Here is a 24766-nt window from a genome sequence, read left to right on the forward strand (position 1 = left end):
CAAGACAAACAGCATCGCGTCACTCAAAGTGGTAGCCCGCAAGCGACGAGCAGGCCGCCGGCAGCGTTTCGAGTGCGTCCCCAACCGCGTCGACTGCGGGTTTCTCATCCCGATCTGGATTACCGAGCAGCCGGACGGATTGGGTTCCGATCGACACGAACCCGAGATCGTGGCGGTCGGCGGTCGCTCGCAGGCCGAGCCCGACGGCCGCTCGGTCGTCGGCGACGCGGCGGGCGGGACTTTCGACCCCGCTCACAGTCGCTTCGTAGCCGTTGATCGCCGCCGTCAGATCGTGGCGGTCGACGCCGCGAGACGCCGCCAGCGCGTCGAGTTCGGCGTCGAAGCTGGCCCGCAGCCCGGAGTCGCGGTTGCGGTTGACGAAGTCGATATCGTCGTCAATGAGATCGGCAAGCCCGTCGATGCCGTCAGGGTTCCCCTCAGGAACGAGCAGCCCCCACTCCCGTGACCACTCGCCAACGTCGACCGCGTCGACCTCGCGGTCGGTTGGGCCGGCAACGACCGCGAGATCAGGGATTCCATCCCGAAGGCGGCGTAGCCCCTCGCGGCTTCCCACCGGGAGAAATCGGGGGCGGTCGAGCTGATCCAGCAGCTCGGTAAGCGCCGGATCAGCCTCACCGACCGCGAGTAGGCTTGGCGGGCGCACGTCAGGATCGAACAGCTGTACCGTCACCGACTCGCCGGCTGCGAGATAGTCGGTATCAGGATCGATCGCAACGACGCCGTCGGCATCGACGAGACTCGTCGTCGCGCCCGAGCCCTTATCCACGGGATACACCAGCGGCTCGCCGTCAGCGTCCTCGATCAGCGCGACCGAGGTCAGACGAAGCCGGCCCTCGTCGTGTCGCTGCTGGGCAATCAGTTCGCCGTCAACGGTCGCAGTCGTCGGCTCGGGTTGGCCCGCAGCGGCCCGGATCGCCGGCGCGACGAAGATTCGAAAGATCGTTAGCGCGGAGACGGGGTACCCCGGCAACCCGATGTAGGCTGATTGGGCCGTCTCGCCGGTTGCTGACGGCTCGGTCGCGTCGTTGTGCTGGTCAATCCGACCGACCAACATCGGCTTGCCTGGTTTGACCGCGACGCCGTGCAACAGGAGTTCGCCGCGCTCCTCGATGACACGGTAGATCACGTCGACCGCGCTGGCGGAGGTCGACCCTGAGGAGAGTACAAGATCACACTCGTCGGCGGCCTGTCGGAGGAGGTTCTCCATCGCCTCGAAGTCGTCGCCAGCGTGGGGATAGACGACGGGTTCGCCGCCAGCGGCCTCGACGCCGGCGGCGATCGTGGTCGTGTTGACATCGTAGATCTCCCCGCGCTCGCTGTCGAGGGGTTCACCCGGCGGAACAAGCTCGTCGCCCGTCGAGATGATGCCGACGCGTGGGCGCGCCCGAACCGGCACCTCGTCGACGCCGAGTGCTGACAACAAGCCAATCTCACGGGGCGTTAGGCGGGTGCCGGAGCCAAGTGCGCGCGCGCCAGCGGCGATATCCGCGCCCGCGAGCATGACGTTCTCACTTGGGGCGACCGCGGTGCGGATCTCGATGGCCGTATCGTCGTTGTCGGCGTCGCCGTCACCGTTGATCTCATTGGTTCGCTCGACGACGACGACCGCGTCGGCACCGGGCGGCATGACCGCGCCGGTCGAAATCTCGACGCAGGTGCCGGGGTCGACTGTCACGTCCGGCGTCTCACCGGCGTGAACCGTGCCGGCACGGTCGAGGACGGCTGGATCGACCTCGCCCGCGCCGACGGTGTCGCTGGCATGCACGGCGTAGCCGTCCATCGCCGCCCGATCGAACCCCGGCACGTCGATGGCGGCGTCGACGCGCTCGGCCAGCACCCGACCCCTGGCCTCGCGAAGAGCGACCTGCTCAGTGCCGCCGCCAAGATCGAGATCGGCGATCGTTTCGCGGACGGTTTCGGGATCGGCCAGTGTGCGGAACTCCTTGGTCATGGCAACGCCTCCCAGTGTTCGACCGCGACCGTCTCGCCCGCGCTGTAGCCCTCCCGCTCCTCGGGGATGACGACCCACCCGTCAGCCAGCGCGACGCTGGAGAGGATACCCGCGCCGCCGGTGCGGATCGGCGTTGCGGTGAGCCTGTTCTCCTCGTCGCCAGCGTCGGTCTCGCTGTCGCCGTCGCCCGCGCTCGTTTTGACACGAGCGAACGTTCGAGTACCGGGCTCGCTGGGGAGTTTGCGATCCAGCGTCGCCGACTGCATCGGCACCGGCTCAACTGACATGTGACCCGCCTGCTTGAGCGCGGGGCGGAGGAACTGCTGGGCGGTGATGATACAAGCGACCGGATTGCCGGGCAGCATGAGCACCGGCGTCTCTTCGACGACGCCGAGGGCGACGGGGTAGCCGGGTTTGATCGCCACACCGTGAACAAGCACCTCACCGAGTTCGTCGACGACCTCCGGCAGGAGGTCGCGCTCGCCGACCGAGGAGCCACCCGTCGTGACGATCACGTCCTTCGTAAGATCGCGCTGGATCGCCGCCCGGAGCGCGGATTCGTCGTCGGTGACGGTGTTGCGATAGGTTGCGACGCCACCCCAGCGGTCGACCAACTGTGAGACGGTCAGCCCGTTGGTTTCGATATGTTCGCCTGGTTCGGGATCGGCTTCGACGAGTTCCTCACCGGTCGGGACGACGCCGACGGTGGGGGTCTGGTAGACCTCGACCTCGTAGCAGCCGACCGATTTCAGCAAGCCGAGATCCGAGGGTCGAAGGCGGTGACCCGGCTCGTAGAGCAACTGACCCTCGGTGACATCTTCGCCGACCGGGCCGACGTTGGTGCCCGCAGCGAGGGCCGCAAAGACCTCGATCTCGTCGCCGACGGGGTCGGCTTCCTCGATTTTGACGACGGCGTCGGCTCCGCGTGGGATTTCACTGCCGGTGTGGACGGGAACGGCTCCGTCGGGTCGACAGTCGGCCTCGCGGTCGAGTGCGTCCAAAACGACTGGGCTGCGATCCGACGCGCCGACGGTATCGCCTGCGCGAACGGCGTAGCCGTCCATCGCGGCGCGTTCGTAGTTCGGCACCGGAGCGGGGGCTGTGAGTTCTGTCGCCACCACACGGCCGTCGGCCAGTGATAGCCGCAGGCGTTCGGTGCGGTCGTGGGGCGTGATCGCCGACAGCAACTGCTCGCGGGCGGCCGCAAGGCGGGTTCGATCCTTGAACCCGGCACGGCGTCGATCCTCGGGTGGCATAGCCTCGCTTACGGGGCCGTCCTCTTAAGCCGCGGCCTCGCGGCAGAACGGCACCGACCGCGGGGTTTTTCGACCTCCCGACCCTACAAGAGCGTATGTCACCATTGCGCGATGCGTTGCAGGAGTTGCCGGATGCGGTGTTCGCTGATCTCTTGGAGTCCGACGACGCCTACCTGCTGGTGCTCGATGTTCCGGGGGTGACCGCCGAGACCGCCGACATCCACACCGAAGGCGGACGGCTGGTCGTCGAGGCCCGCCGCGGGAAGTCGGTGCCCCCGGAGTTTGAGTATCTCCGGGAGGATCGGCCGCTGTTTCTCGACGCCGAGTTGCCGCTGCCACGCGAGGCAGACGGGAGCGCGGCGAGCGCCGAGATCGACCGCGGCGTCTTAGAGATCCGGCTGCCGAAAGCCGACGCCGACGGGGAGCCGATCCCGATCGACGACGCCTCGGCGTAGGTGGTCGCTCTGGTCTCTTTGCGTGCCTACTGGCGGTTCGTCGTCGTCGCCTACCGGTTTCTGCCCCTGATCGTCGCCTACCTGCGGGATCGACGGCGGTTCCTCATCGTCGGCGGGAGCCGGCAGGTCAGCCGCGAGATGCAACGCGAGCGCGCAGCGGTACTCTTAGACACGCTGTTGATGCTGGGGCCGACGTTCATCAAGCTCGGCCAGCTGCTGTCGACACGGCCCGACATCCTCCCGAAGGCCTACATCGAGGTGCTGTCGAGTCTGCAGGATGACGTGCCGCCCGCGCCGTGGGCGGAATCGAAGCTCGTCATCGAAGAGGAGTTGGGTGATGTCAACGAGGTCTACGACGACTTCGACACCGAGCCGATCAGCGGCGCGAGTCTCGGCCAGGTGTATCTCGCCGAATACGAGGGCGAGCAGGTCGCCGTCAAGATCCGACGACCGGGGATCGAATCGCTTGTCGAAGCCGATCTGAAGGTGTTGCGGTGGTCGATTCCGATCCTCGTGCGGTTCATCGGCGAGGGCCGTGCCTTCTCGCTTGACAGCCTCGCCGACGAGTTCAGCAAAACGATCCGCCAAGAAATGGATTACAGCCGCGAACGCGACATCTTAGAGGAGATCCGCGGCAACTTCGACGGCAACGACGCCATCGACATCCCCGAGCCGATCGATCCGGTCTGTAGCCCGCGGGTGCTCACGATGGAGTACATCCCCGGAACGAAGATCAACGATATCGAGACCCTCGACGGGAAAGATCTCGATCGAACCGAGTTGGCGACGACGCTCCAAGAGGTCTACCTCCAGATGATCATCGAGGACGGTGTCTTCCACGCCGACCCCCACCCGGGCAATCTGGCGGTGAAAGACGACGGGACGATCATCTTCTACGATTTCGGGATGTCGAGTACAGTCGACCCCTTCATCCAAGAGAAGATCGTCGAGTTCTATATCGCCGTCGCCAACCAGGATATCGACGCGATCCTCGATACGCTGATCGACATGGGGACGCTCAGCCCGACGGCCGATCGGGAGGTCATGGGCAACGTCTTAGAGCTCGCTATCGCCGATGCTCGCGGCGAAGACATCGAGCAGTACCGCGTCAACCAGATCATCGAACAGGTCGAGTCGACGATCTATGAGTTCCCGCTGCGACTCCCCCGCAATCTCGCGCTCGTCCTCCGGGTGGCGACCGTCGTCGAGGGAGTCTGTGTCACCCTCGATGAGGACTTCGATTTCATCTCGGTGGCGACCGACTACCTCACCGAGCAGGGCTACCGCGAAGAGACGGTCAAGCGGCTGGCCACGGAGGCCGGCGAACAGGTACAAGACACCGCCGAGGCGCTGTTTACCGTCCCGCCGAAGCTGAACCGGGTGTTGGATACAGTCGAACGCGACAACCTCACGGTCAACGTCCAGATCGACGACGAAAACCACGTGCTGGATAAGCTGGCCAAGCGCATCTCTTACTCGATTATCGTCGCCGTCGGGCTGCTGTCGGCGTCGATCATCTACTCCTTTACCGGCCAGTGGCGCATCTCGGTGGCGATTCTGGCGTTGACAGTGCCGATGGTGTTCTTCCTCTATCGGTCGTTCAAACAACCGACCGGGCTGCGGGCGCGCCCGCAGTTCACCCGCCAGAGCATGCGCCAACAGCGGCAGCGTGACGAGGAGCGATAGCCCCCGTGACGCGGCCACACGCTATGGCAGGTTAGGTGTTGACCGTGTCAAGTTCTGTATTCGCCAGCATCTTGCCCTTCTGTGTCAGGCCGACGCCGTCATCGGGATGTGTCACCAATCCATGATCAAGTGCTTGCTCATAGAGAGACTCAAATTCGCTTGTATTCCCGTCAGTGAGGGCGTGCATGGTCTGTGTGAGATCATGCGTGGTGTAGTAGCCGACGACTAACTGGGTTTCAGCCTCACTCACGTTCGTCTCCTCGATCTCCGCTTGGAGTTGGGCGTATTCCGTCCGGAGATAGCGGTTGAACAGGCGTTGCAGGCGGGTCTGCATAAGCGAGAGGTAGCTGGTGGTTCGGGTGTGGGATTTCATGTGATCGACCTTGATCACATCCCGTTTGCCTCCGCCGATCGTCCGTTTGCCGAACTGAATATTTACGATCTCACCAAGGGCGATCGATTTGGTGCCCCCTGTCTCCGGTGTGAACACCACCCGATCCGGTTTGATCGCGACCTCCATCTGTTGGGCGGCTGTGTCCGTCTGTTGGCCACCCTTCTGGGCACCAAATTCAACGAGGCCCGTAGCGCCGTTGATGGGCTTCGCAAACAGGTGATACTCAAAGACATCGGCGTACTCCGGGTCGTACTCGATAAAACAGACGTGTGAGGTGTCTGCAGGAGAGAATTTGATGCCGACGACCTCTGTAAACGCATCCTCGAATCGCTCGGGTGGGGTGCCGATCGTGAGGTTCGTGACCGTATCGACGGCGATGTCAACCGATTGGGTGCCGGCCCGGAGTGAGATGCTGTCGCCATCGAGTTCACAGACGCCGTTCTGGATATCGGAGCGCCTGATGGCGGTGGAGTAAAATCGGGTCTGGAACTGTGTTGTAAAGCCAGCCGGATCGTCGCCGCCGCGCATAGTTGTGTAGTAGGTGTGTTCGATCGTACTATTGAATATATCCTCGGTCTGCCCTGCTGGTCAGTGACACGGGTAGTGCCAAGAGCACCCCCGTGGTGGTGTCAGTGGGCAGTGGCGAGACGACTGAAACAACGCCCAGTGGTGACCGCCGTGGCCGACAGTCGTGAAACCATTCGAGCCAACAGTTATTCGCGTCCCGACCGTACAGCACATATGCGAATACTCGTCACCGGCGCGACCGGGTTCGTCGGCGGCAACCTCGTCGACGCCCTTCTCGCTGCTGACCATGAGGTGACGATCCTCACCCGAAGCCGCGAGCGCTACGACGGCCCCGAGGAAGTTCGGGTCGTCGAGGGCAACGTCTTGGAGCCGGGCAGCTTCGATGACGCCCTCGATGTCGACCTCGCGTACTATCTGATCCACTCGATGGGTGCCGGCGGCGACTACGCCGAACGCGACCGCCGGGCCGCCCGCAACTTCTCGGAAGCCGCCAGCGACGCCGACCTCGACCGCGTCGTCTACCTCGGCGGGCTTGGGGCCGACCGCGACAACCTCTCGCCGCACCTGCGCTCACGCCGGGAGGTCGAGCGCATCCTCGGCCGTGGCAAGTACGACCTCACCGTCCTCCGGGCGGCGATCATCATCGGCGCGGGCTCGATCAGTTTTCAGTTAATTCGGCAACTCGCGGGGCGGCTGCCGGTAATGATCACACCGAAATGGGTACACACCGAGTGCCAGCCGATCGCCATCGACGATGTGATCAGCTATCTCGTCGGCGTCGCCGAAACGCCCGAGACCGCCGGCGAAACCTACGAGATCGGCGGCCCAGACGTGTTGACCTACGCGGAGATTCTCAAGGAAACCCGCCGCCAGCTCGGCGGTCGGCTCCGGATCGTCCCCGTCCCGGTGTTGACCCCGCGGCTGTCCTCGTGGTGGATCCGCTTTGTGACCGATGTCGACCCCGCGGTCGCCCGCCCGCTGATCGACGGCGTCAAAAACTCCGTTGTCGTCACCGACACCCGAATCCAGGATATCCTCCCCCGCGATCGGCTCCGCTTCGAGGCAGCGGTCGCCGACGCGCTTGCTGACGAGCCGGCAGCAACACCGACCCCGAAAGCTCGCCTCGGGCGATTGCTTCGCGGGAGCAAGCCATGAGCGGCGTCGGCGAGCCGACACCGAAACCGATAGCTCCGAGTAGCTGGCGGTCAATCGGGAGACACTGATGGCCAAGGAGTACGGCGACACGTGGGTCTATGAAGGGATTGTCGGCGGACTCCCGGGGATCGAGCTTTCGAACACCCACGCCGTCGCCATCCAGTTTGGGCTGTTTCAGGTCGGGATCTTCGTGTTTGCGGCGATCTATGATCTCTGGTCGGCCGCCCTGGCCGGCACGGCCGCCGTCGTCGTCGCGACGGTTGGCAGCGTCGCCATGCACCGCCTAGGTACACGAAACCGGGCGATCGACGCGCCAGCAAAATACTACCGGCTGTTGTTTGGCTCCAGCATCGAGGTCGTGCTGTCGGTGCTGGCGTTTATCGCGCTTATTACGCATCTATTCGTGTTTGACGTGCAGTCGCCCGGCGAACCGCTGATCGCCACACTGTTCGGCGCCGAGCCGCCGGTGGTCGTCGTCTACCTCGTGTTGTTGGTCGCCTGGGATCTCTGCTACCGGATTGGCACCTCGTGGTGGGCTGCTGTCGTCTCGCTGTGGCGCGCGCTCACCATCGCCTGTGAGCCGGGCGTTGCGAACCAATTCGTTCGAACCGATCTGGAAAACGTCGGGTTTGCGTTCTCACAGGTCATCCTGCTGCCGTTTCTGCTCGACCAGCCGGTGTTGCTCGTCGCGGTCAGCGGCCACATCGTTGCCGTTGGTGTCGTCTCGGCGGCGTCGATCTGGCTCACGCGGACAGCCGCCGACCCGCTTTTAGCGACGACACGCGACTGAGGACAACTGTCGACGCCGATGACAACGATGGGTCGATAGCAGCGGTGCTACGCGAATGAAAGCCCGACAGACGGTGTCACCGCGGCGACCCGGCAGGTCACTCGGTTTGGAGCTGTTCGAACTGCGCCAACAGCTCGTCGGCGGACTCGCCGGTGTCGTACTCCATCGACCCCTCGTACTCGGAGCGGGCCTGCTCGAAATCGGCATCGACCGTCGCGTTCTTTCGCTCCCGGCGTTCGTGTTCAGCTTCGTCGTAGTCGCCAAGTGACATGGTATACCATACCTTGGAAGCTGCCAAATAAATAGATATCGGTCAGCGGCATCGCTGCGCACAGCCAACCTGCCGAAGCCAGAACACGTAACTACCCCGCAGGCGACTATGTGTGCGTGGCGCGACCGCTTCGCTTCCGGTATGCCCCCGGCAGGTGGTCGAGAGACCGACTCCGGTCGGAGGTGCTCCAGCCGCTGGACGACAACCTCGGCGCGACGATGGACGGGCCGTGGTACCGACCGCCAAGTGGCTACGACGCGGTTCGCTTTGCGATGGACAACGGCGACACTGCCCTCTTCATCTGGACTGACGGCGACGACGGCCCCGATGGCGTCGACGGTGGCCCCGGCGGTTACTGGCTCGGTAACACCGAAACGCCGAGCAGCCTCTGGCGAACGGAAAAATACGGGTTCAGCGAGGTACCCTACCCGGTCTCACGGTGGGCCGAACGCGAGTTGTTGGCGCAGTTACGGATGGAATCGCCGTGGCTTGCGCCCTACGACCACCTCGCGTGGTTCTTTCTGCCCGTGTTCCTCTCGAAGGATGGCCGCGAGAGCACCCGGTCGTTTTTCATCGATCACGCCGCCGGCTTCCCGGACGCGACCGCCGAGGAAGCCCTCCAGCACTACGAGGACGTCCTCCACACCGGCGCACTCGACGAGTACCGCGAGGAGATGGCCGGCAAGCTCGGTACCTCCGAACAGCTTGATCTCACGCGGATGACCGCCGCGATGGGCGAGTTCAACGTCGCGAAGCTGTTGGTCGAGGCGGGCTATGAGATCACCCCGGAGATCGAGGTCACGACCGGCCACTCGATCGACTTCCGGGCGGATCTGCCGGACAACGACGGGAGAGACGCGATCCTTGTCGAGGTGACCCGCCCGCTGCCGCCGGATCGACGGGCGGCAAACGCCGCAACGACCGCGATCCGAGAGACGGTCAAAACGAAGACCGATGGCCAACTCGACGCCCACGCCGGCGGCGTCGTGCTGTTGGTCGACTGTTCATCGTTTCCCGACGCAGACTGGCAGCCCATCGTCGCCGAGCAGCCGGAGGTCGGCCACCGACCGGCAGTTGTCTTCCGGCGTCGACCGGACGGAACCACAACTGGCTACCGAACGGGGCGGCTCCCGCTGTCGCTCGACGATGCCATCGAGTTCATCGCCGACAACGAGCCGGCAGTGTAGCCGCTAGCTGCTGTCGTCGCGGGGGCCGACAGCCTCTTTTCACAGCGGCGGTGACGAGGGGTATGGCGCAGCCGGCCGCTGATCTCCACGTTCACACGACGGCCTCTGACGGGACACTGACCATCGAGGAGGTGCCGGCGGCGGCCGACGCCGCAAATATCGATCTCGTTGCGGTCACCGACCATGATCGAATCCATCCCGAACTTGACGCGCCGATCACTGACCACAACGGGGTGACCGTGATCCGCGGGATCGAGCTTCGGGTCGACACCGACCGCCAGCGACTCGACCTGCTGGGCTACGGCGTCAGATCCACCGACGAGCTGACGGCTGAGCTTGATCGCCTCCAGCAAGATCGCATCGAGCGCGCTCAGCAGCTCATCGACTGCGTCGAAACGCGGCTCGGTGTGGCTCTCGATCTCGACCCACAGCCCGGTATCGGCCGTCCACACATCGCGCGGGCGATCGCCGACAGCGACGCCGCCGACGATTTTCAGGGAGCCTTCGACGAGCTCATCGGAAACGGCTGCCCCTGTTATGTCCCCCGAGAGATCACACCAGTTGACCGCGGGATCAACCTCCTTACCGAGGCCTGTCCGGTCGTCGGCCTCGCCCATCCGCTTCGGTACGACGATCCCAGCGCGGCCCTCGATCACGCCGCCGAGCTTGATGCGGTCGAACGCTACTACCCCTACGACCACGCGGTCGACACCGACCTCGTCGACGCCGCCATCGACCGCCATTCGCTGCTGGCGACCGGCGGCAGCGATGCCCACGAAACGACGCTGGGACAGGCCGGGCCACCGCCGTCGGCCGTCGAAGCATTTCGCCGCCGGCTCGAAAAGCGGTGAGTTAAACAGGTTCCACACCTACAGTGAGGTATGCGCTGTCATTACTGTGAGGAGGAGGCGGCGTTTGCGGCGGAGAAAGACGGGCTGAAAGTCGGCCTCTGTACGGAGCACTTCCGAGAGCGCATGGAGGAGCTCACCGACTCCGCCGAACTCGCCGATCTTGAGGATCAACTCGATGTCAACCGAACCGAGTAGCTGACGGGCAGCGGGGCAGGTGTGGTTCGGCTGTTTTCGGAGCGATACGTCTATGGGCGGTGCGGCCGACGATCCGGTATGTCATTTACGCCGACTGACCGGCCACGCCGTCTCCGTACCGACGGCATTCACCCACTGGTGCGGGAGACAACCGTGGATGCACAGGATCTCATCGCGCCCGTCTTCGTCGACGAGACGACCGACGAGCGCGTCCCGATCAGCTCGATGCCGGGCCACGAGCGCGTCCCCGTCGACGAGGCTGCCGCCCGCGTCGAAGAGATCCAAGAAACCGGTGTCGAGGCCGTCATCGTCTTCGGTGTCCCCGACACGAAAGACGAGGTCGGCAGCGAGGCCTACGCCGAGGATGGCGTTGTGCAACGCGGTATCCGTGAAATCACCGCCAACACCGATGCCTACGTCATCGGCGACGTCTGTCTCTGTGAGTACACCGACCACGGCCACTGCGGCGTCCTCGAACCGCATGCCCACGACGATCCGACGCTAACGGTCAAAAATGACGACACCCTGGAGCTGCTGGCCGATATCGCCGTCTCACAGGCTGAGGCCGGCGCGGATATGGTCGCCCCATCCAGTATGACCGACGGGATGGTCGGGGCGATCAGAACGGCTCTCGACGATGCTGGCTTCGAGCATATCCCGATCATGAGCTACGCCGCAAAGTACGAATCCTCCTTCTATGGGCCGTTCCGCGAAGCCGCCGACGGCGCGCCGGCCTTCGGCGATCGGCGGCACTACCAGATGGATCCCGCAAACCGGCGGGAAGCCCACCGCGAAGTCGCCCTCGACGCCGAGGAAGGCGCGGACGTGCTGATGGTGAAACCGGCACTACCGTATCTCGATATCGTCCGTGACGTGCGCGAACAGTCCGATAAGCCGGTCGCCGCCTACAACGTCTCCGGGGAGTATGCGATGATTCATGCGGCCGCCGAGAAGGGCTGGCTGGATCTCGAAGCGACAGCATATGAATCGCTATTGAGTATCAAGCGTGCAGGTGCTGATCTGATCTTGACCTATTTCGCCGAGGATATTGCCGAGCAGTTGTAACCGATTGCCTTCGCAGATCCAACCTAATTTCGGGGTGTGCGCTCGCATAGCACAGCCGCAGCAGCACTATATGTTCACCCAGTATTCATCTGCCTGTATGAGCGACACAACAATCGCCGAGGAAAACGCGCCAAACTGTGCCGTGTGTGACGAATCAATCGTTGATCTGCCGACTGACCGTGTGATCGCAACCACGGCCGACGGCGAGGTCAGCTACAAACACTTCTGCTCGGCGAGCTGTGAGTCGTCGTATCACACCTAATCGCTGGGTGAGTAGATTTTTTGACCCGGTCGACTGATCGATGAGCGACGCCGCCGTTACTCCTCGGTGATCGTCTCGCCGTAGTCCTCGGGATCAAGCTCGCCCTGATAGATCTTTGCGCCGTCCTTGGCAACTTGGTTACCTAACACGGCACAGGGGATCCGCATCGGCGAGATTGTCACGCCGAGCATGTCGGTGATATCGTCGGTTTCGAGATCCTCTAGCTCTGCTAAGGTCATCCCAACAAGTCGTTCCGAGAGCATGCTCGCCGAGGCTTGTGAGATGGCACAGCCGTCGCCGGTGAAGCTGACGTATTCGATCTCCTCGTTGTCCTCGTCGAGTTTCACGTCCATCTGGATCGTATCGCCACAGGAGGGGTTTTCGCCGGTATGGCTGAAATCCGGATCCTCGAGTTCCCCGTAGTTTCGGGGGCTCTTGTAGTGATCGAGGATCTGCTGTCGATACATGTCAGAGCCTGTTCCCATGTTGTACGCCGATAAGCCAGTCGGCCGCAAAAGGGTTCCGGGGGCGACAACGGAGCCGCACAGCTGGATTGATCCGGTCGATAGCACACCGAACAAATCGGGAGGGATCGACAGCAAGCATCACGCTGCTAACCAGTAGCGTGATGTGCTCTCGACGCTAGTAGATGCCATGGATGAGCGGACGCCACGGACGGAGGAAACCACGGATGGGCCACCGATCCCGGATCTGGAGACGCTACCGACGCACTCGACGGATCTCCTGACGTTGCTCGATGCCGACGGAACGATTCGCTATGAGAGCCCGGCGATCGAAGCGTTGTACGGCTACGACCAACACGCACTGGTCGGCGAACAAGTCGCTGAATACATTCACCCATCGGATCGACAGCGGGTACTCGAAGCGTTTGAGACGCTGCAGGCGGCGACAACCCACCAGGTCGAAACCGTCGAATACCGGCATCGCGTGGCCGACGACGACTATCTCTGGGTCGAATCAGTCGCCTCGTCAACGCCGACGCCGGAGAGCCACTACGTCATCAACTCCCGGGATATCTCGACGCGGAAGGCGCGAGATCATCGGTTTCGCGCCCTTGCTGAGGAGTACCGAACGCTGCTGTCGACGATCGATGACGGGCTGTTTTTTCTCGACGTCGACACCGCGGGAGCCGAGCCGACATTTCAGTTCATCCGCGTCAACGACGCCTTCGAGACGGTCACGGGGATCGCGGCCAGCGAGATCCGCGGGCGGTCGCCGACAGCCGTCTTTGGCGACGAACTCGGCGGCGAGATGGCGGCCAACTACCGGCAGTGTGTCGACCAGCGTGAGTCACGGCAGTACCAAGAGGAGGTGCCCGTCGACACCGGCGCGCGCCACTGGCAGACAAGCCTGACACCCGTCATCACCGGCGACGAGGTCAGCCAGATCATCGGGGTGACCCGCAACATCACCGACCGCGTCGGCCGTGAACGACAGCTCCGAAGCCAGAAGGAACAGCTCGATGCCTTCGCCGGCATCGTCGCCCACGACATCCGCAACCCGCTTGGCGTGGCACAGGGACGAGTAGACTTGCTTGCCGATGACTGCGACAGCGACCACCTGCCGCCGATCACCCGCGCCTTGGATCGGATCGAAACGCTCGTCTCGGAGACGCTGACCCTCGCCAGACAGGGCCAAGTGGTCGCAGCACCGACACCGGTCGACCTCGGGGCGGTCGTCGCCACCTGCTGGGGCAACGTCTCGACAGCCGACGCCGACCTCGAATTCGATGGCGAAACGACGATCATGGGTGATCGAAGTCGCCTCGAACACATCTTCGAGAACCTGTTTCGGAACGCGATCGAACACGGCGGGGCTGCTGTGACCGTTCGTGTCGAACAGTGTGGAGCCGACGCGTTTGTTGTCGAAAACACCGGGCCACCCATCCCCGAGGACGACCGCGAGACGGTCTTCGAGCCCGGCCACAGCTCGACACGCGATGGCACCGGCTTCGGGCTCACAATCGTCAAGCGGATCGCCGAGGCCCACGGCTGGCAGGTGGCGATCACCGAGGGCAACGACGGCGGCCCGCGGTTTGTGTTCTCCGGCGTCGACATCCAGTAGGAACCACAGCGGCGATCAAACTCCCCTACCGCAGCCGATCACAGCGGGATCTCACTGACGGTCTCGTAGACCGGCCCGTCGTCGGTCAGCGTGCTCTTCGTGAGGCGAATGCACTCAACCTGAAACGTCCCGACTGTCGGATCCGTCTCGTCGACGAGCCGCTGGACGCGCTGTTTGTCGTGGGCAGCATCCATCCGGGCGAGGGTGATATGTGGGGTGAACTCGTGGTCGGCAGGATCGAAGCCGATCGCCGTCAGTTCGTCTTCGACAGCCGCAGCCAAGGCGGTGAGTTCGGCGTCGCCGGCACCCTCACGGACGCCAGCCCAGATGACGCTGATGTACGCCATGGAGGGAAACACGCCCAGCCCGCCGACCGTACAGTCAAACGGGCCGACACCGGCGTCGGCGACGGCCGTTTCGAGGGCGGCCTCGATTTCGTCGACGCGGTCAGGATCGGTGTCGCCGAGGAAGGTGAGCGTGCAGTGGGCCTGGGTTGGATCGGTCAGCCGGAGGCCGGCACAGGCTTCGAAGGGGGCCTGTGCGTCGGCGACCGCCTCAACAAGCGACGACGGAAGGTCGACGCTGACGAAAAGCCGCATCGGCTCACACCCCCGTACACTCGAATCGCGCACCGCCATCAGCACCCTCGGTCACCGTTACCTCCCAGCCGTGGGCGTCGGCGACCTCAGCGACGATCGCGAGGCCGAAGCCGGTGCCATCGTCGCTCGTGGTGTACCCACTTTCGAGAACAGCCTCACGGTCAGCCGCCGGAATTCCTGGGCCGTCGTCTTCGACATAGAACCCGTGGTCGTCAAGCGAGCCGATCCGGATCGTCACGTCGCGTCCCCCGTGTTCGATCGCATTCCGAAACAGATTCGCAAAGAGCTGTTGCAGCCGCGTTTCGTCGGCCCTGATGGTGCGGTCAGTCTCGACGACAAGCGTCGAGTCGGGCGTTTCGACGGTCTCCCAGGCTGCCTGGGCGACGACCGCGATATCGAGGGGCGTCCGCTCGTCGATGACAGAGCCGGCCTGTGCCAGCGTGAGGATATCGTCGATGAGGGTATTCATCCGATCGAGGGCGTTGAAACAGCGATCGAAGGCGTCCTCACTGCCGGTTTCCTTGGCGTTTTCGAGCCAGCCAGTGAGGACTTCTAGGGGATTTCGGAGGTCATGGGAGACCATCTCGGCGAACTGCTCCAGTTGCTCGTTTTTCGCTTCCAGTCGCTCGGTTTTGGCTTCGAGCTGTTCGGTCGCCCGCTGGCGTTGGAGTTCATAGCTCACCCACCGACTCATCAGATCGACGATCGTCTGTTCCCACGTCGAAAACTCGCCATCCCGTGGGTCGGTGTCGTAGAAACAGAACGTCCCATAGACACCGTCGGCAACGTAGACCGGCGCGCCGATATAACAGCTGATCCCCCAGTCGGTGAAGCCAGCGCGGTCAGTTTGGTCGGGGGCGTCGCGTGCGACATCACCGAGGACGACCGTCTCTTCGGTGCTGGCGACACGTTCGCAGTTCGTCGCCGACAGCGCGCCGACATCGCCGGACTGAATCGAATCGTCGTCGCTGGCGACGATCTCGAAGTGATACTCCTCGCCGTCGATCCGCGAGAGTGTGCCGTACGTCGTCTCAAGGACGTTCCGGCCAAGTTCGAGGATGGATTCGACCTGATCCTGAAAGCCACGGTCGTGATCAGCGATGATCTCGTGCATCTCCCGGAGGATGCGCTCGCGGCGCTCGACAGCTGCCTGGTTGCGGTAGCGTTCGGTGATATCGTACAGATACACCGACAGCCCGGTCTCGGAGGGGTACGCCCGCACGTCAAACCAGATGTCCAGCGGCTCGTAGTACTCCTCGAAGGTCACCGGCTCCTGAGTCGCCATCGCTTCGTGGTAGTTGTCGTAGAAGACGGTGTCGACGGCTTCGGGGATCTCCTCCCAGAGGTGGCAGCCCTCGATCTCGTCGGGGGTTAGCTCCCTGCCCATCGCCTCAGACAGCACGGTCGCCCCAAAGGCGTTGGCGTAGGTAATGTGCCACCCGGTGTCGACAGCGAAGACGCCATCGGACATGCGATCAAAGATCGCTTCCCGTTCCTGTTGGGCGCGTTTGCGCTCGGTGATATCCCGGCCGATCGCCCCATAGGTCGGCTCGCCATCCGCTTCGGTGAGTTGCTGTAAGGTGAACTCGTAGTGGCGTCGCGCGCCGGCATCGGTCACCAAGACGGTCTCAACGGTGGTACGCTCGGTCTCGTCGAGTGCCTCGATGGCGTCCTGCATGGTGTCGGCATCCTCGTCGGCGACGATATCGCCGGGAGTCATCGTCGACAGCGATTCGGGATCGGCCGCTGTCCGCTCGACGACCGTCTGGTTCCAATCGCAAAGCTCCCCGGACTCGTCGAACACGAGAAACAATCCATCGCTGACGGCAAGCAGGGAGTTGACAGTGGGATCACTCATCGCAGGCGATGGTACTACTATTAGCAAGTCCGGAGTTAATTGTTAGTATTACGCTAAGGAGAACAACAGCTGATCCCACCCGGCGTGTCACGGGATGCTCACACCGGGTGTCGGCACGATTCACTCCGGTCGCAGGCCGCCGGTTTCGACGCGCATGATCGCCTCGCCGTCAGCGAGGTTCGGCGCGTCGACCAGCCGAACGACGCGTTTCGTTCCCTTCGAGTTCTTGAGATAGATCCGAATCGTCGAGGCATGGCCGAGGATGTTGCCCCCGACGGGTTTTGTCGGGTCGCCAAAGTAGGAATCAGGGTTGCTCTGGACTTGGTTCATCACGAGAATCGCGGTATTGTGGAGGGTGCCGAGCCGCAATAGATCGTGGATGTGCCGATTGAGTTTCTGCTGGCGGGCGGCGAGTTCGCCACGCCCGACGTACTCCGCGCGGAAATGCGCCGTCAGGGAGTCGAAGATGACGAGTCGCACCGGGCGGTCGCTGTCGGCGTGTTCGCTGGCGATATCGGCTGCGGTCTCGGCCAGCAGCATCTGGTGATCGGAATTGAACGCCCGGGCGACGTGGATATGCTCCAGAAAATCAGCCACAAGCGCGTCCATCGTCGCCGGATCGTCGGGTGAATCCTCGATCCCACGGCGGTCGAGTTCGGCGGCGACGATCTCGCCGTCAAGTCCACGAACCATATCGTCGATCCGCTCGGGCCGAAAGGCGTCCTCGGTGTCGACAAGCACGGCTCGCCCGGCAAGACCACCGTATTCTGCTGGCAGTTGTACCAGCACCGCTAACTGGTGGCTGAACTGGGATTTGCCGACGCCGAAGCCGCCGTAGATCTCGGTCATCGACTGGGTTTCGATGCCGCCGCCGAGGAGGTCGTCGACAGCCGGGACGCCCGTCGAGAGTTTCCCGATCTGGGTGCGGTGTTCACGGATCGCGGTTCCGCTTTCGAAGCCACCAACGTCGGCGGCCTCCCGGGCCGCAGCGATGATGTCGGTAGCGGTGCCGTCGCCGATATCGGTGGCGGCAACGACCTCTCGTGGGCTAGCGATTGCCAGCCCGCCGTAGGACTCATAGCCGGCGTCGGTGAGTTTCGTCGCGGTTGCCGGCCCGACGCCGGGCAACGCTTCCATGTCGGTATGCGTGGCCATCCCGGTGGTAGTCGCCGTGGTGGCATAAGGGATCGCTCCGCGACCGTGAGCGGCTGACGGCTGGCCATCGGTTGGGTCGCAGGTGAGTGGTCACCGGATATCCGACGAGTTAACCCACCCGAGAGCAAAACGGGAGGCGTGATAGAGGGATTATTACTCATCGGTGTGCTCGTTGCGATGTTTGTCGGCTACAACATCGGTGGGTCGACCACCGGACCCGCCTTCGGGCCGGCGGTCGGGGCGGGAACGATCTCGAAGACGGTTGCCGCCGCGCTGATGAGCCTCTTCTTTTTCCTCGGTGCATGGACGATCGGCCGCCGCGTCGTCGACACGCTGGGTCGGGAGCTCGTCACCAACCCCGGCGTCTTCACGCTGCCGGCCAGCATCACGGTGCTGTTTTTCATCGGCCTCGCGCTGTTTGTCGGCAATGTCTTCGGCGTCCCGGCCTCGACGTCGATGACCGCCGTCGGCGCGATCGCCGGCCTTGGGCTCGCCAGCAACTCGCTGAACTGGGCCGTCATGGGCGAAATCGTCACCTGGTGGCTTGTCGCGCCCGTCGTCGGGTTTTGGGTCTCAGCGGTCATCGGGCGGTACTTCTATGCCGCGCTCAACAAGCGGGTCGCCCTCGTCCAAAGCGATGGCCCGCTGGTGACCGTCGATCGCTCCGGAACGCTCCCGAAAATCGCGCTTGGGCCGGGGACGACCAGACGGGAGATGGTCGGCACCACGGTCGTCGTTGCGATCGGCTGTATCATGGCGTTTAGCTCCGGCACCAGCAACGTTGCCAACGCCATCGCGCCGCTGGTCGGCAGCGGGGCCCTTGAGATGAACCCCGGGATTATCCTCGCCTGTGTCGCCGTCGCGCTTGGAGCGTTCACGATCGCCCGCCGAACACTGGACACCCTCGGCAGCGACATCACCTCGCTCCCGCTGACAGCGGCGATCGTCGTCGCCACCGTCAGCTCGTTGCTTGTGATCGGCCTCTCGGCGATCAAGATCCCCGCCAGTTTCGTCGTCATCGCTACGATGTCGATCATCGGCCTCGGCTGGGGGCGGGCGACCCGGACGATGCGGGCCTCCAGAGAATCGATCAGCGATCAAGCCAGCGACGCCCGCGTCACCGTTGGCTCGCTGGCCGCCGACACCGAGGGTGAGGAACTGCCCGACATCGGCGAGGAAGATCCCGAGGATATCCCCGCGGCGGCCGATCTGTTCAACCCCTCAACGACCGCCCGGGTGATCTTGATGCAGAACGTCGTCCCGCTGATCTCGACGATCGGGGCATATCTCGTCTTCCGGTTTCTTCCCGTCTTCGGCTTCTCATAACGACGGCACCGACGGGGGCGGGTTTATCCCCCATGGCCTCGTTTATGTGATATGGTATCACGTGTGCTCGTCCCGATGGATGACTCCGAGATGGCCGATGCTGCTCTTGAATTTGCACTGTCGGCGTTTCCCTCGGCGGCGGTGACCGTACTCCATGTCGCTGGCGGGCCGACATCCTACATGGGTGAGGCGATGAGTCTCGCTGTCGCCGACGATGTCGATGCAGCGGTCGCCGACCGCGCCGAACCCGTCTTCGAGCGCGCCAGAGCGATCGCCGACGACGCCGACCGCGAAATCACTACCGAGATCGAGCTCGGCTCGCCGGCGAAAACGATCATCAACCACGCTGAGGGGTTCGATCTGGTCGTGATCGGCAGTCACAGCAGCAATCTCGCCTCGCGGCTCCTGCTCGGCAACGTCGCCGAGACCGTCGCCCGCAACGCGCCGGTTCCGGTAACGATCGTTCGATGACGCGACACGCCGACGCACCGCCCCGCGTTTCCGAGGTGAGTCCTACTCGCCGTTGTCGATGGCGTAGCTGACACCGTCGCCGTCGATGGTCGCGGCGGCCGCACAGATCGCGTGCTCGTAGTCGGCATCGTAGACGGCCCCGGCGGCGTCGGCCGCGCTGGCCGCGTCGAAGTCGTAGGCTCGCGGGCTATCCTCCTCGTAGGTCGCCACCAACGTTGGCTCGTCAACGGCTTTGACTAACAGTGCGTCGTCGCGGACGGTGCCGATGTGGGCCGTATCGTCGGTGACGACGCCCGCGATTCGCGGGGTGTTGTAGTCGTCCTTTTCGTAATCAAGCGCGAGCAGTGGCTCGGCGAGTGCGTCCCGTGCTGGGTAGCCGAGTTCGATCTTCTCCGCAATTGGATCGACGTGAGAGCCGTTGCCGACGACGACCCACTCGTCGTCGCTGGCTGGTGGCGAGACCACCTGGAGGCAGTTGTACGAGACGTAGGGGTTGTCCGTCTCGGGAGCATCCGGTGTCGGTTCGACGGTGAGCAGGCCATCGCGGTCGGCGATCCGGCGGTTCGGGAACGACCGCGAGGAGACGCGGTAGGCACCGACGCCCGGCCCGACGACGATGAAACGGCCGATGTACATATTCGTTGGAGCGTTGCTACCGAACAAATAGCTGCTGATACGGCCGCGGGAGACGGGAGAAACACTTCCGACTGACAGCGATACGTGTGGCAGAATCACCCACAGGCGGGGAACCGACACGGTTTTGTAAACACATCCACTTCCATCGAGTGCGCAGTTCCATGGGGTAGTGGCCAATCCTGTTGCCTTCTGGGGGCAACGACCCAGGTTCGAATCCTGGTGGAACTATTCAGCTGTTTGATCTTTTCCGACGGTTCGCCACGATACGAACGCGCGTCGGCCGTGCGTCAGACACACGTCAGCTGATCTCCAGTTGAAACGAAGGGGATCAGCCAGAATCGCTACGTTTCGACATCGAGCAGCGCAACGCGTTCGAGAACGATCGCTTCCAGATCGCCGTCAACGACGGCCATCTCGGCGTCGCCGATATCGAAGAACGTCTTGATCGTGTCCGCGTCACCGGAAGGGACTCCCTCGTCAGCGTCGGTCGCACCGAGCAGTTCCCGAACGCGCTGTTCGGCTGCTGCTTCGTCGCCACCGCTGACGACGGCGACGACGCCAGCTTTCCCCTCGCTGACGCCCATTTCGAGTGCTTGGTTGATCTGGCGTCGCCCAGCCGCATACAGCAGGATTTCAACCGCCGGCTCGCGGGCGACGGCCGTGCCCTGCTCGCGGGCGCGGGCGGCGAGTTCAACCGCCCGCCGAAGATGGCGGTCGCCGGCAACGTAGTCAGCGTCGACACACTGGATCGCCGCACCGGTCGCCTCGCTGATCGCCTCAATCTCAGCGAGAAAATCATCGAGGTCGTCGATGGTTGTCGTCGCGGTGACGGTTTTCATCCGAAATCACCCAAGCTGGACTGGTCGTCGCTGTCATCGCCGGTGGTGCGGACGGTGTCGCTACTGCTGTCGCCGCCTGCGCCATCATCACCTGTGGCGACCGCGGCAGTTGCCGTTTCAGCCGCGTTCACGTCGTCCATCGATGGATCTTGTCGCCCGACGTTTTCGAGGATCGTTTCGGCTGTTTTCTCGCGGCCCCGCAACGCGCCCAACACGACGCTTTTGTCGGCCTCACGCAGGTCGGCGCGGCTCTCGACGCCGGCCTCGTAGAGCCGGCGGGCCCGTTTTCGGCCGACGTTGCGGACGCCCGCGAGATCGAGCAGTTCCTCGCGGACGCCGTACTCGATCCGTTTTTTCGCCTCGCGGATTCCAACGCGGGAGGAGAGACCGAGTTCGCCGGCCAGCTGCTCGGCCGCGCCGAGCAGCCACTCGGCGGTGTCGACCTTCCCGCGGATGTCGCCGGGGCCAACGCCGTACCGTTCCGTGATTCGATCCTCGTCAACCTCGCTGGCCCAGTCGTCCAGCAGCTTCGCCGTTTTGAGGGCGGCCAACCAGTCCTCGAAGGCGACATCCTCGTACTCCGAGGGGACGCGGCCAAGGAACTCCGATTCGTGTTCGTAGCAGAGCTCAGTGTAGGTCTCTCGATCCCCGGATTTCAGATAGAGTTCGTACATATCCGGCGTCCGGCTGACGAGATGGTAGAGGCCGAGCGGCGTGGGTTGCGCTGGCTCCTTGTCGGTGTCGTCGTCCTCGCCGTCGGTTTCGTCGCTCTCACTGTCGCTTTCGGCGGCGACATCGTCGTCAGCCCCGTTCGACTGGAGTTCGCTCGCTGAGACAAACCCATCACCGTCGTCGGCAGCCGGTCGCTCCAAGTCGCCGTCCTGTCGATTCACAGGCGATGTATCCGCCGTCTTCCCGCGGTTCTCCTCGGCGTACCGCAGCCCATCGATGATTTCGGCGGCGCTCATCGGATCAAGATAGAGCCGCGAGACGGTGTGGCCGATGTTCGTCGCGCGGAGCGTGTCGTCCTCGCGTTCGATGAACTCGTTGCGCTCCAGGTAGGCGAGGACGGTGTCGGTCACAGTTGCGAGCCGGCCCTCGTCGCCGGTTTGGGTTGCATACAGCGTCGCGTCGAGGAACTCCAGTAGGGCCTCGCGGCTGTTGGCGAACCCAGAGGAAATCGTCGCCAGCAGATGCGTTCGCAGGGCTGGTTCGGCGGCCAGTTTCGACTGGACAGGGTCGGGGTCAGCCCAGACGTACCGCTCGAAGAGTTCGTCCATCGTCTCGGTGTCCTTGGCCAGCAGGACGGCCTCGCCGTAAGGATCGAGGCCGGGACGGCCCGCCCGGCCGCACATCTGGTGGATCTCCAAGGTGTCGAGCGGCTGCATCCCGCCGAACTCGCCGTCGTAGCGTCGCCAGTCGCGGACGATGACGCGGCGGCTCGGCGTGTTGACGCCCGCCGCAAGCGTGGGCGTCGCACAGATCACTTTCAGGAGTCGATCCCGAAAGGCATCCTCGACGAGGCTGCGATGCTCGGCGGCGAGGCCAGCGTGGTGGAACGCCGCACCGCCTTCGACGCAGTTGGCGAGGTCGTCGCTGGTGTCGGTATCGGAGACCTGTCGGATCTCGCTTGCGAGCTCGCGGAGATCGGCGCGCTCCTCGCCCGTGAGGTGGGATTCGACGACGCCAGCTTGTCGCTCGGCGGCGCTTTCGGCGTTGCGCCGAGAGTTGACGAACACAAGCGTCGAGCCGCCCTCGCTCAGCGTGTCGTCGACGAGGGCTTCGGTCTGTCGCTGGCCGCCCGCAACCGGCACCTCCCGTTGGCTGCCGTCGTCGAAGTTGATCGCGTTGCCGTAGTGGACACCCATCCGGAGGTCGATGGGCCGCCAGTCGGACTGCACCAGTTCGGCATCAAGCCAGTCGGCGATTTCGTTGGCGTTGCCGACGGTCGCCGACAGCGCGACAGCTTGGATCTCAGCGTTGATGCGGCGGAGCTTGGCGAGGGTGACCTCCAGCGTCGGCCCGCGGTTTCTGTCGTCGACGAGGTGGACTTCGTCGGCGACGACACAGGAGAGGTCGTCGATCCACGGCGCGTTGTTCCGGATGAGCGAGTCGACCTTCTCGCTGGTGGCGACGATGATATCGCGGCTGGCCAGCCACTCGCCGCTGGCCTCGTAGTTGCCGGTCGAGACGCCGACCGAGAACCCCTCGTCCTCCCAGCGTTCGAACTCGGTTTTCTTCTCGCTGGCGAGGGCACGAAGCGGGACGATGTAGAGGGCGGTGCCGCCGCGCTGGATCGCCGACAGCATGGCGAGTTCGGCGATCAGCGTCTTGCCGCTGGCGGTCGGCACCGAGGCGACGAGGCTTTCGCCCTCGGTGAGGCCGGCCTCGACGGCCTTGGCTTGGGGCGGGTACAGCTCCTCGATCCCCTCGCCGGCGAGGTGGTCGGCGACACCTGGCAGCAGATTAGGGATCTCGGCTGGCTTCATTAGCGTTCCTTGGCTGGTGGTGGGGTTTAAATTTCCGGACAGCGGGCCATCGGTCGCAACGCCGCCAGCGCAGTATCAAAACTACCATGCCCCCTCGCTGACGACCTACTGCTACAAGGTGGATTCCGTGAGCAAAAAACAAGAGTACACCGGCGACTATCCCGAGAAGACGCTGTATCTCCCCGGCCCGACAGAAGTCCGCGACGACGTGATCGAGGAGATGGCTCAGCCGATGTTCGGCCATCGGATGGATCGGATGACCGACCTCTACACCACGATCGTCGAGGACACCAAGGAGTTCCTCGGCACCGACAACGAGGTCATCATCCTCACGGCCTCAGGCACCGAGTTCTGGGAGTCGACGACGCTCAGCCTCGTCGAGGATCGGATGCTCGTGCCGACCTCCGGCGCGTTCAGCGAGCGACAGGCCAACGTCGCCGAACGCCTCGGCAAGGAGGTCGACCGCATCGAGTACGAGTGGGGCCAAGCCGTCAAACCCGACGACATCCGCGACGCACTCGAAGCCAGCGACGAGGGCTATGACGTCGTCGGCATGGTGATGAACGAAACCTCGACCGGCGTGCGCAACCCGGTTGAGGAAATCGGTGACCTGCTCGGCGACTACCCGGATACCTACTTCGTCGTCGACGCGATCTCCTGTCTCGGCGGCGACGAGATCGATGTCGAGGAACACAACATCGACTGCATCTTCACCTCCGTCCAGAAGGCCTTCGCCATGCCGCCCGGCCTCGCCGTCTGTACCGTCAGCGATGCCGCCTACGAGCGCGAACTGGAGAAAGATTCCGCGTCGTGGTACGGTGGCTTCCAGCGGTGTCTCGACTACTACGACCGGAAGGGCCAGACTCACTCGACGCCTGCGATCTCGCTCATGCTGGCGTACCGCAAGCAGATGAAACACATGCTCGATGAGGGCCACACGGCCCGCGACCAACGCCATCAGGAGATGGCCGAGTACACCCGCGAGTGGGCCCGCGAGCACTTCGGCCTCTTCCCCGAGGAGGGCTACGAGTCACAGACCGTGACCTGCATCGAGAACACCCGCAACATCGATGTCGCCGCCACCGTCGAACAGGTCTCCGAGGAGTACGACATGGTCTTTTCGAGCGGCTACGGCGATCTCAGCGAGGAGTCGTTCCGGATCGGCCACATGGGCGAACACACCCTTGAGTCGATCACGGAACTCACCGACGCGATCGAAGACGTCGCTGACCTGTAGACGA

The 24766-nt window shown here is 63.8% G+C and carries 24 protein-coding genes and 1 tRNA gene; 14 read left to right on the forward strand and 11 right to left on the reverse strand.

The genetic code is table 11. From position 1 onward, the window contains the following. Positions 1-19: 19 nt before the first annotated feature. The gene (locus DM826_RS11645; protein ID WP_120103590.1) at positions 20-1972 is read right to left on the reverse strand and encodes a molybdopterin biosynthesis protein; all 1953 of its coding nucleotides are present in this window, start codon (positions 1970-1972) and stop codon (positions 20-22) included. After that, positions 1969-3228 carry a molybdopterin molybdotransferase MoeA gene (locus DM826_RS11650; protein WP_120103591.1) on the reverse strand — a complete coding sequence of 420 codons (1260 nt, stop codon included), beginning with the start codon at positions 3226-3228 and terminating at the stop codon, positions 1969-1971. Before DM826_RS11650 ends, DM826_RS11645 begins: the two co-directional genes overlap by 4 nt. A gap of 95 nt (positions 3229-3323) precedes the next feature. Between DM826_RS11650 and DM826_RS11655 the strand changes: the two genes are divergently transcribed. Both DM826_RS11655 and DM826_RS11660 read left to right on the forward strand, forming a co-directional pair. Then, positions 3324-3683, forward strand: a complete 360-nt coding sequence (locus DM826_RS11655) for an Hsp20/alpha crystallin family protein (protein WP_120103592.1) — start codon at positions 3324-3326, stop codon at positions 3681-3683. After that, positions 3684-5369, forward strand: coding sequence for an ABC1 kinase family protein (locus DM826_RS11660; protein ID WP_120103593.1), 1686 nt, complete (start codon positions 3684-3686; stop codon positions 5367-5369). Between the two features lie 31 nt (positions 5370-5400). Here the strand turns inward: DM826_RS11660 and DM826_RS11665 are convergent, their stop codons facing one another. Further along, the gene (locus tag DM826_RS11665; RefSeq protein WP_120103594.1) at positions 5401-6291 is read right to left on the reverse strand and encodes a CheF family chemotaxis protein; all 891 of its coding nucleotides are present in this window, start codon (positions 6289-6291) and stop codon (positions 5401-5403) included. A gap of 213 nt (positions 6292-6504) precedes the next feature. Here DM826_RS11665 and DM826_RS11670 point away from each other — a divergent pair, with 213 nt between their 5' ends. Then, entirely contained in the window at positions 6505-7446 is a 942-nt protein-coding gene (locus DM826_RS11670) for an NAD(P)H-binding protein (protein WP_120103595.1), read from the forward strand. Positions 7447-7513: 67 nt separating this feature from the next. Continuing rightward, on the forward strand, positions 7514-8236 hold the full coding sequence (locus DM826_RS11675) for a DUF7530 family protein (RefSeq protein WP_120103596.1): 723 nt from the start codon (positions 7514-7516) through the stop codon (positions 8234-8236). Positions 8237-8333: 97 nt separating this feature from the next. Here the strand turns inward: DM826_RS11675 and DM826_RS13105 are convergent, their stop codons facing one another. Continuing rightward, positions 8334-8507, reverse strand: a complete 174-nt coding sequence (locus DM826_RS13105; protein WP_165853307.1) for a DUF5786 family protein — start codon at positions 8505-8507, stop codon at positions 8334-8336. Between the two features lie 116 nt (positions 8508-8623). Between DM826_RS13105 and DM826_RS11680 the strand changes: the two genes are divergently transcribed. From DM826_RS11680 to DM826_RS13115, 5 genes are all read left to right on the forward strand, one after another. Beyond that, a complete protein-coding gene (locus tag DM826_RS11680) occupies positions 8624-9694 on the forward strand; it encodes a DUF5784 family protein (protein ID WP_120103597.1) in 1071 nt (356 codons plus the stop codon). A 62-nt stretch (positions 9695-9756) separates the two neighbouring features. After that, positions 9757-10545 carry a PHP domain-containing protein gene (locus DM826_RS11685; protein WP_120103598.1) on the forward strand — a complete coding sequence of 263 codons (789 nt, stop codon included), beginning with the start codon at positions 9757-9759 and terminating at the stop codon, positions 10543-10545. A 30-nt stretch (positions 10546-10575) separates the two neighbouring features. Beyond that, the gene (locus tag DM826_RS13110; protein ID WP_165853308.1) at positions 10576-10740 is read left to right on the forward strand and encodes a DUF6757 family protein; all 165 of its coding nucleotides are present in this window, start codon (positions 10576-10578) and stop codon (positions 10738-10740) included. 78 nt (positions 10741-10818) lie between these two features. Further along, positions 10819-11805: a porphobilinogen synthase gene (gene hemB / locus DM826_RS11690; RefSeq protein WP_120103599.1), complete on the forward strand. Its 987-nt coding sequence runs from the start codon at positions 10819-10821 to the stop codon at positions 11803-11805. A 97-nt stretch (positions 11806-11902) separates the two neighbouring features. After that, positions 11903-12067: a DUF7576 family protein gene (locus tag DM826_RS13115; protein ID WP_165853309.1), complete on the forward strand. Its 165-nt coding sequence runs from the start codon at positions 11903-11905 to the stop codon at positions 12065-12067. A 56-nt stretch (positions 12068-12123) separates the two neighbouring features. Here the strand turns inward: DM826_RS13115 and sufU are convergent, their stop codons facing one another. After that, entirely contained in the window at positions 12124-12552 is a 429-nt protein-coding gene (gene sufU, locus DM826_RS11695) for a Fe-S cluster assembly sulfur transfer protein SufU (RefSeq protein WP_120103600.1), read from the reverse strand. 169 nt (positions 12553-12721) lie between these two features. Here sufU and DM826_RS11700 point away from each other — a divergent pair, with 169 nt between their 5' ends. Then, a complete protein-coding gene (locus DM826_RS11700; protein ID WP_120103601.1) occupies positions 12722-14152 on the forward strand; it encodes a PAS domain-containing sensor histidine kinase in 1431 nt (476 codons plus the stop codon). 38 nt (positions 14153-14190) lie between these two features. On the opposite strand, the gene thpR is transcribed toward DM826_RS11700, so the two are convergent. The 3 genes from thpR to radA all read right to left on the reverse strand — a co-directional run bounded on the left by thpR (position 14191) and on the right by radA (position 17764). Next, positions 14191-14751, reverse strand: a complete 561-nt coding sequence (thpR, locus tag DM826_RS11705; RefSeq protein ID WP_120103602.1) for an RNA 2',3'-cyclic phosphodiesterase — start codon at positions 14749-14751, stop codon at positions 14191-14193. Positions 14752-14755: 4 nt separating this feature from the next. Then, positions 14756-16609 (reverse strand): PAS domain-containing protein, encoded by a 1854-nt coding sequence (locus DM826_RS11710; RefSeq protein ID WP_120103603.1) that lies wholly within the window; start codon positions 16607-16609, stop codon positions 14756-14758. A gap of 120 nt (positions 16610-16729) precedes the next feature. Then, positions 16730-17764 (reverse strand): DNA repair and recombination protein RadA, encoded by a 1035-nt coding sequence (gene radA / locus DM826_RS11715; protein WP_120103604.1) that lies wholly within the window; start codon positions 17762-17764, stop codon positions 16730-16732. A 138-nt stretch (positions 17765-17902) separates the two neighbouring features. Here radA and DM826_RS11720 point away from each other — a divergent pair, with 138 nt between their 5' ends. Both DM826_RS11720 and DM826_RS11725 read left to right on the forward strand, forming a co-directional pair. Beyond that, positions 17903-19090: an inorganic phosphate transporter gene (locus DM826_RS11720; RefSeq protein ID WP_120103605.1), complete on the forward strand. Its 1188-nt coding sequence runs from the start codon at positions 17903-17905 to the stop codon at positions 19088-19090. A 51-nt stretch (positions 19091-19141) separates the two neighbouring features. After that, positions 19142-19561 carry a universal stress protein gene (locus DM826_RS11725; protein WP_120103606.1) on the forward strand — a complete coding sequence of 140 codons (420 nt, stop codon included), beginning with the start codon at positions 19142-19144 and terminating at the stop codon, positions 19559-19561. Between the two features lie 42 nt (positions 19562-19603). Here the strand turns inward: DM826_RS11725 and DM826_RS11730 are convergent, their stop codons facing one another. Next, positions 19604-20197, reverse strand: a complete 594-nt coding sequence (locus tag DM826_RS11730) for an IMP cyclohydrolase (RefSeq protein ID WP_120103607.1) — start codon at positions 20195-20197, stop codon at positions 19604-19606. Between the two features lie 155 nt (positions 20198-20352). Between DM826_RS11730 and DM826_RS11735 the strand changes: the two genes are divergently transcribed. Next, positions 20353-20425 (forward strand) — tRNA-Gln (locus DM826_RS11735). A 113-nt stretch (positions 20426-20538) separates the two neighbouring features. Here the strand turns inward: DM826_RS11735 and cgi121 are convergent. Then, the gene (gene cgi121 / locus DM826_RS11740; RefSeq protein ID WP_120103608.1) at positions 20539-21036 is read right to left on the reverse strand and encodes a KEOPS complex subunit Cgi121; all 498 of its coding nucleotides are present in this window, start codon (positions 21034-21036) and stop codon (positions 20539-20541) included. Next, complete coding sequence (locus DM826_RS11745) at positions 21033-23525, reverse strand: ATP-dependent DNA helicase (protein WP_120103609.1); 2493 nt, start codon at positions 23523-23525, stop codon at positions 21033-21035. Before DM826_RS11745 ends, cgi121 begins: the two co-directional genes overlap by 4 nt. Before the next feature lie 127 nt (positions 23526-23652). On the opposite strand from DM826_RS11745, the gene DM826_RS11750 reads away from it, so the two are divergent. Continuing rightward, entirely contained in the window at positions 23653-24762 is a 1110-nt protein-coding gene (locus DM826_RS11750) for a pyridoxal-phosphate-dependent aminotransferase family protein (protein ID WP_120103814.1), read from the forward strand. Positions 24763-24766: the final 4 nt, after the last annotated feature.

Origin of the sequence: Halonotius aquaticus, from assembly GCF_003605575.1 — an archaeon.
Classification (GTDB): domain Archaea; phylum Halobacteriota; class Halobacteria; order Halobacteriales; family Haloferacaceae; genus Halonotius; species Halonotius aquaticus.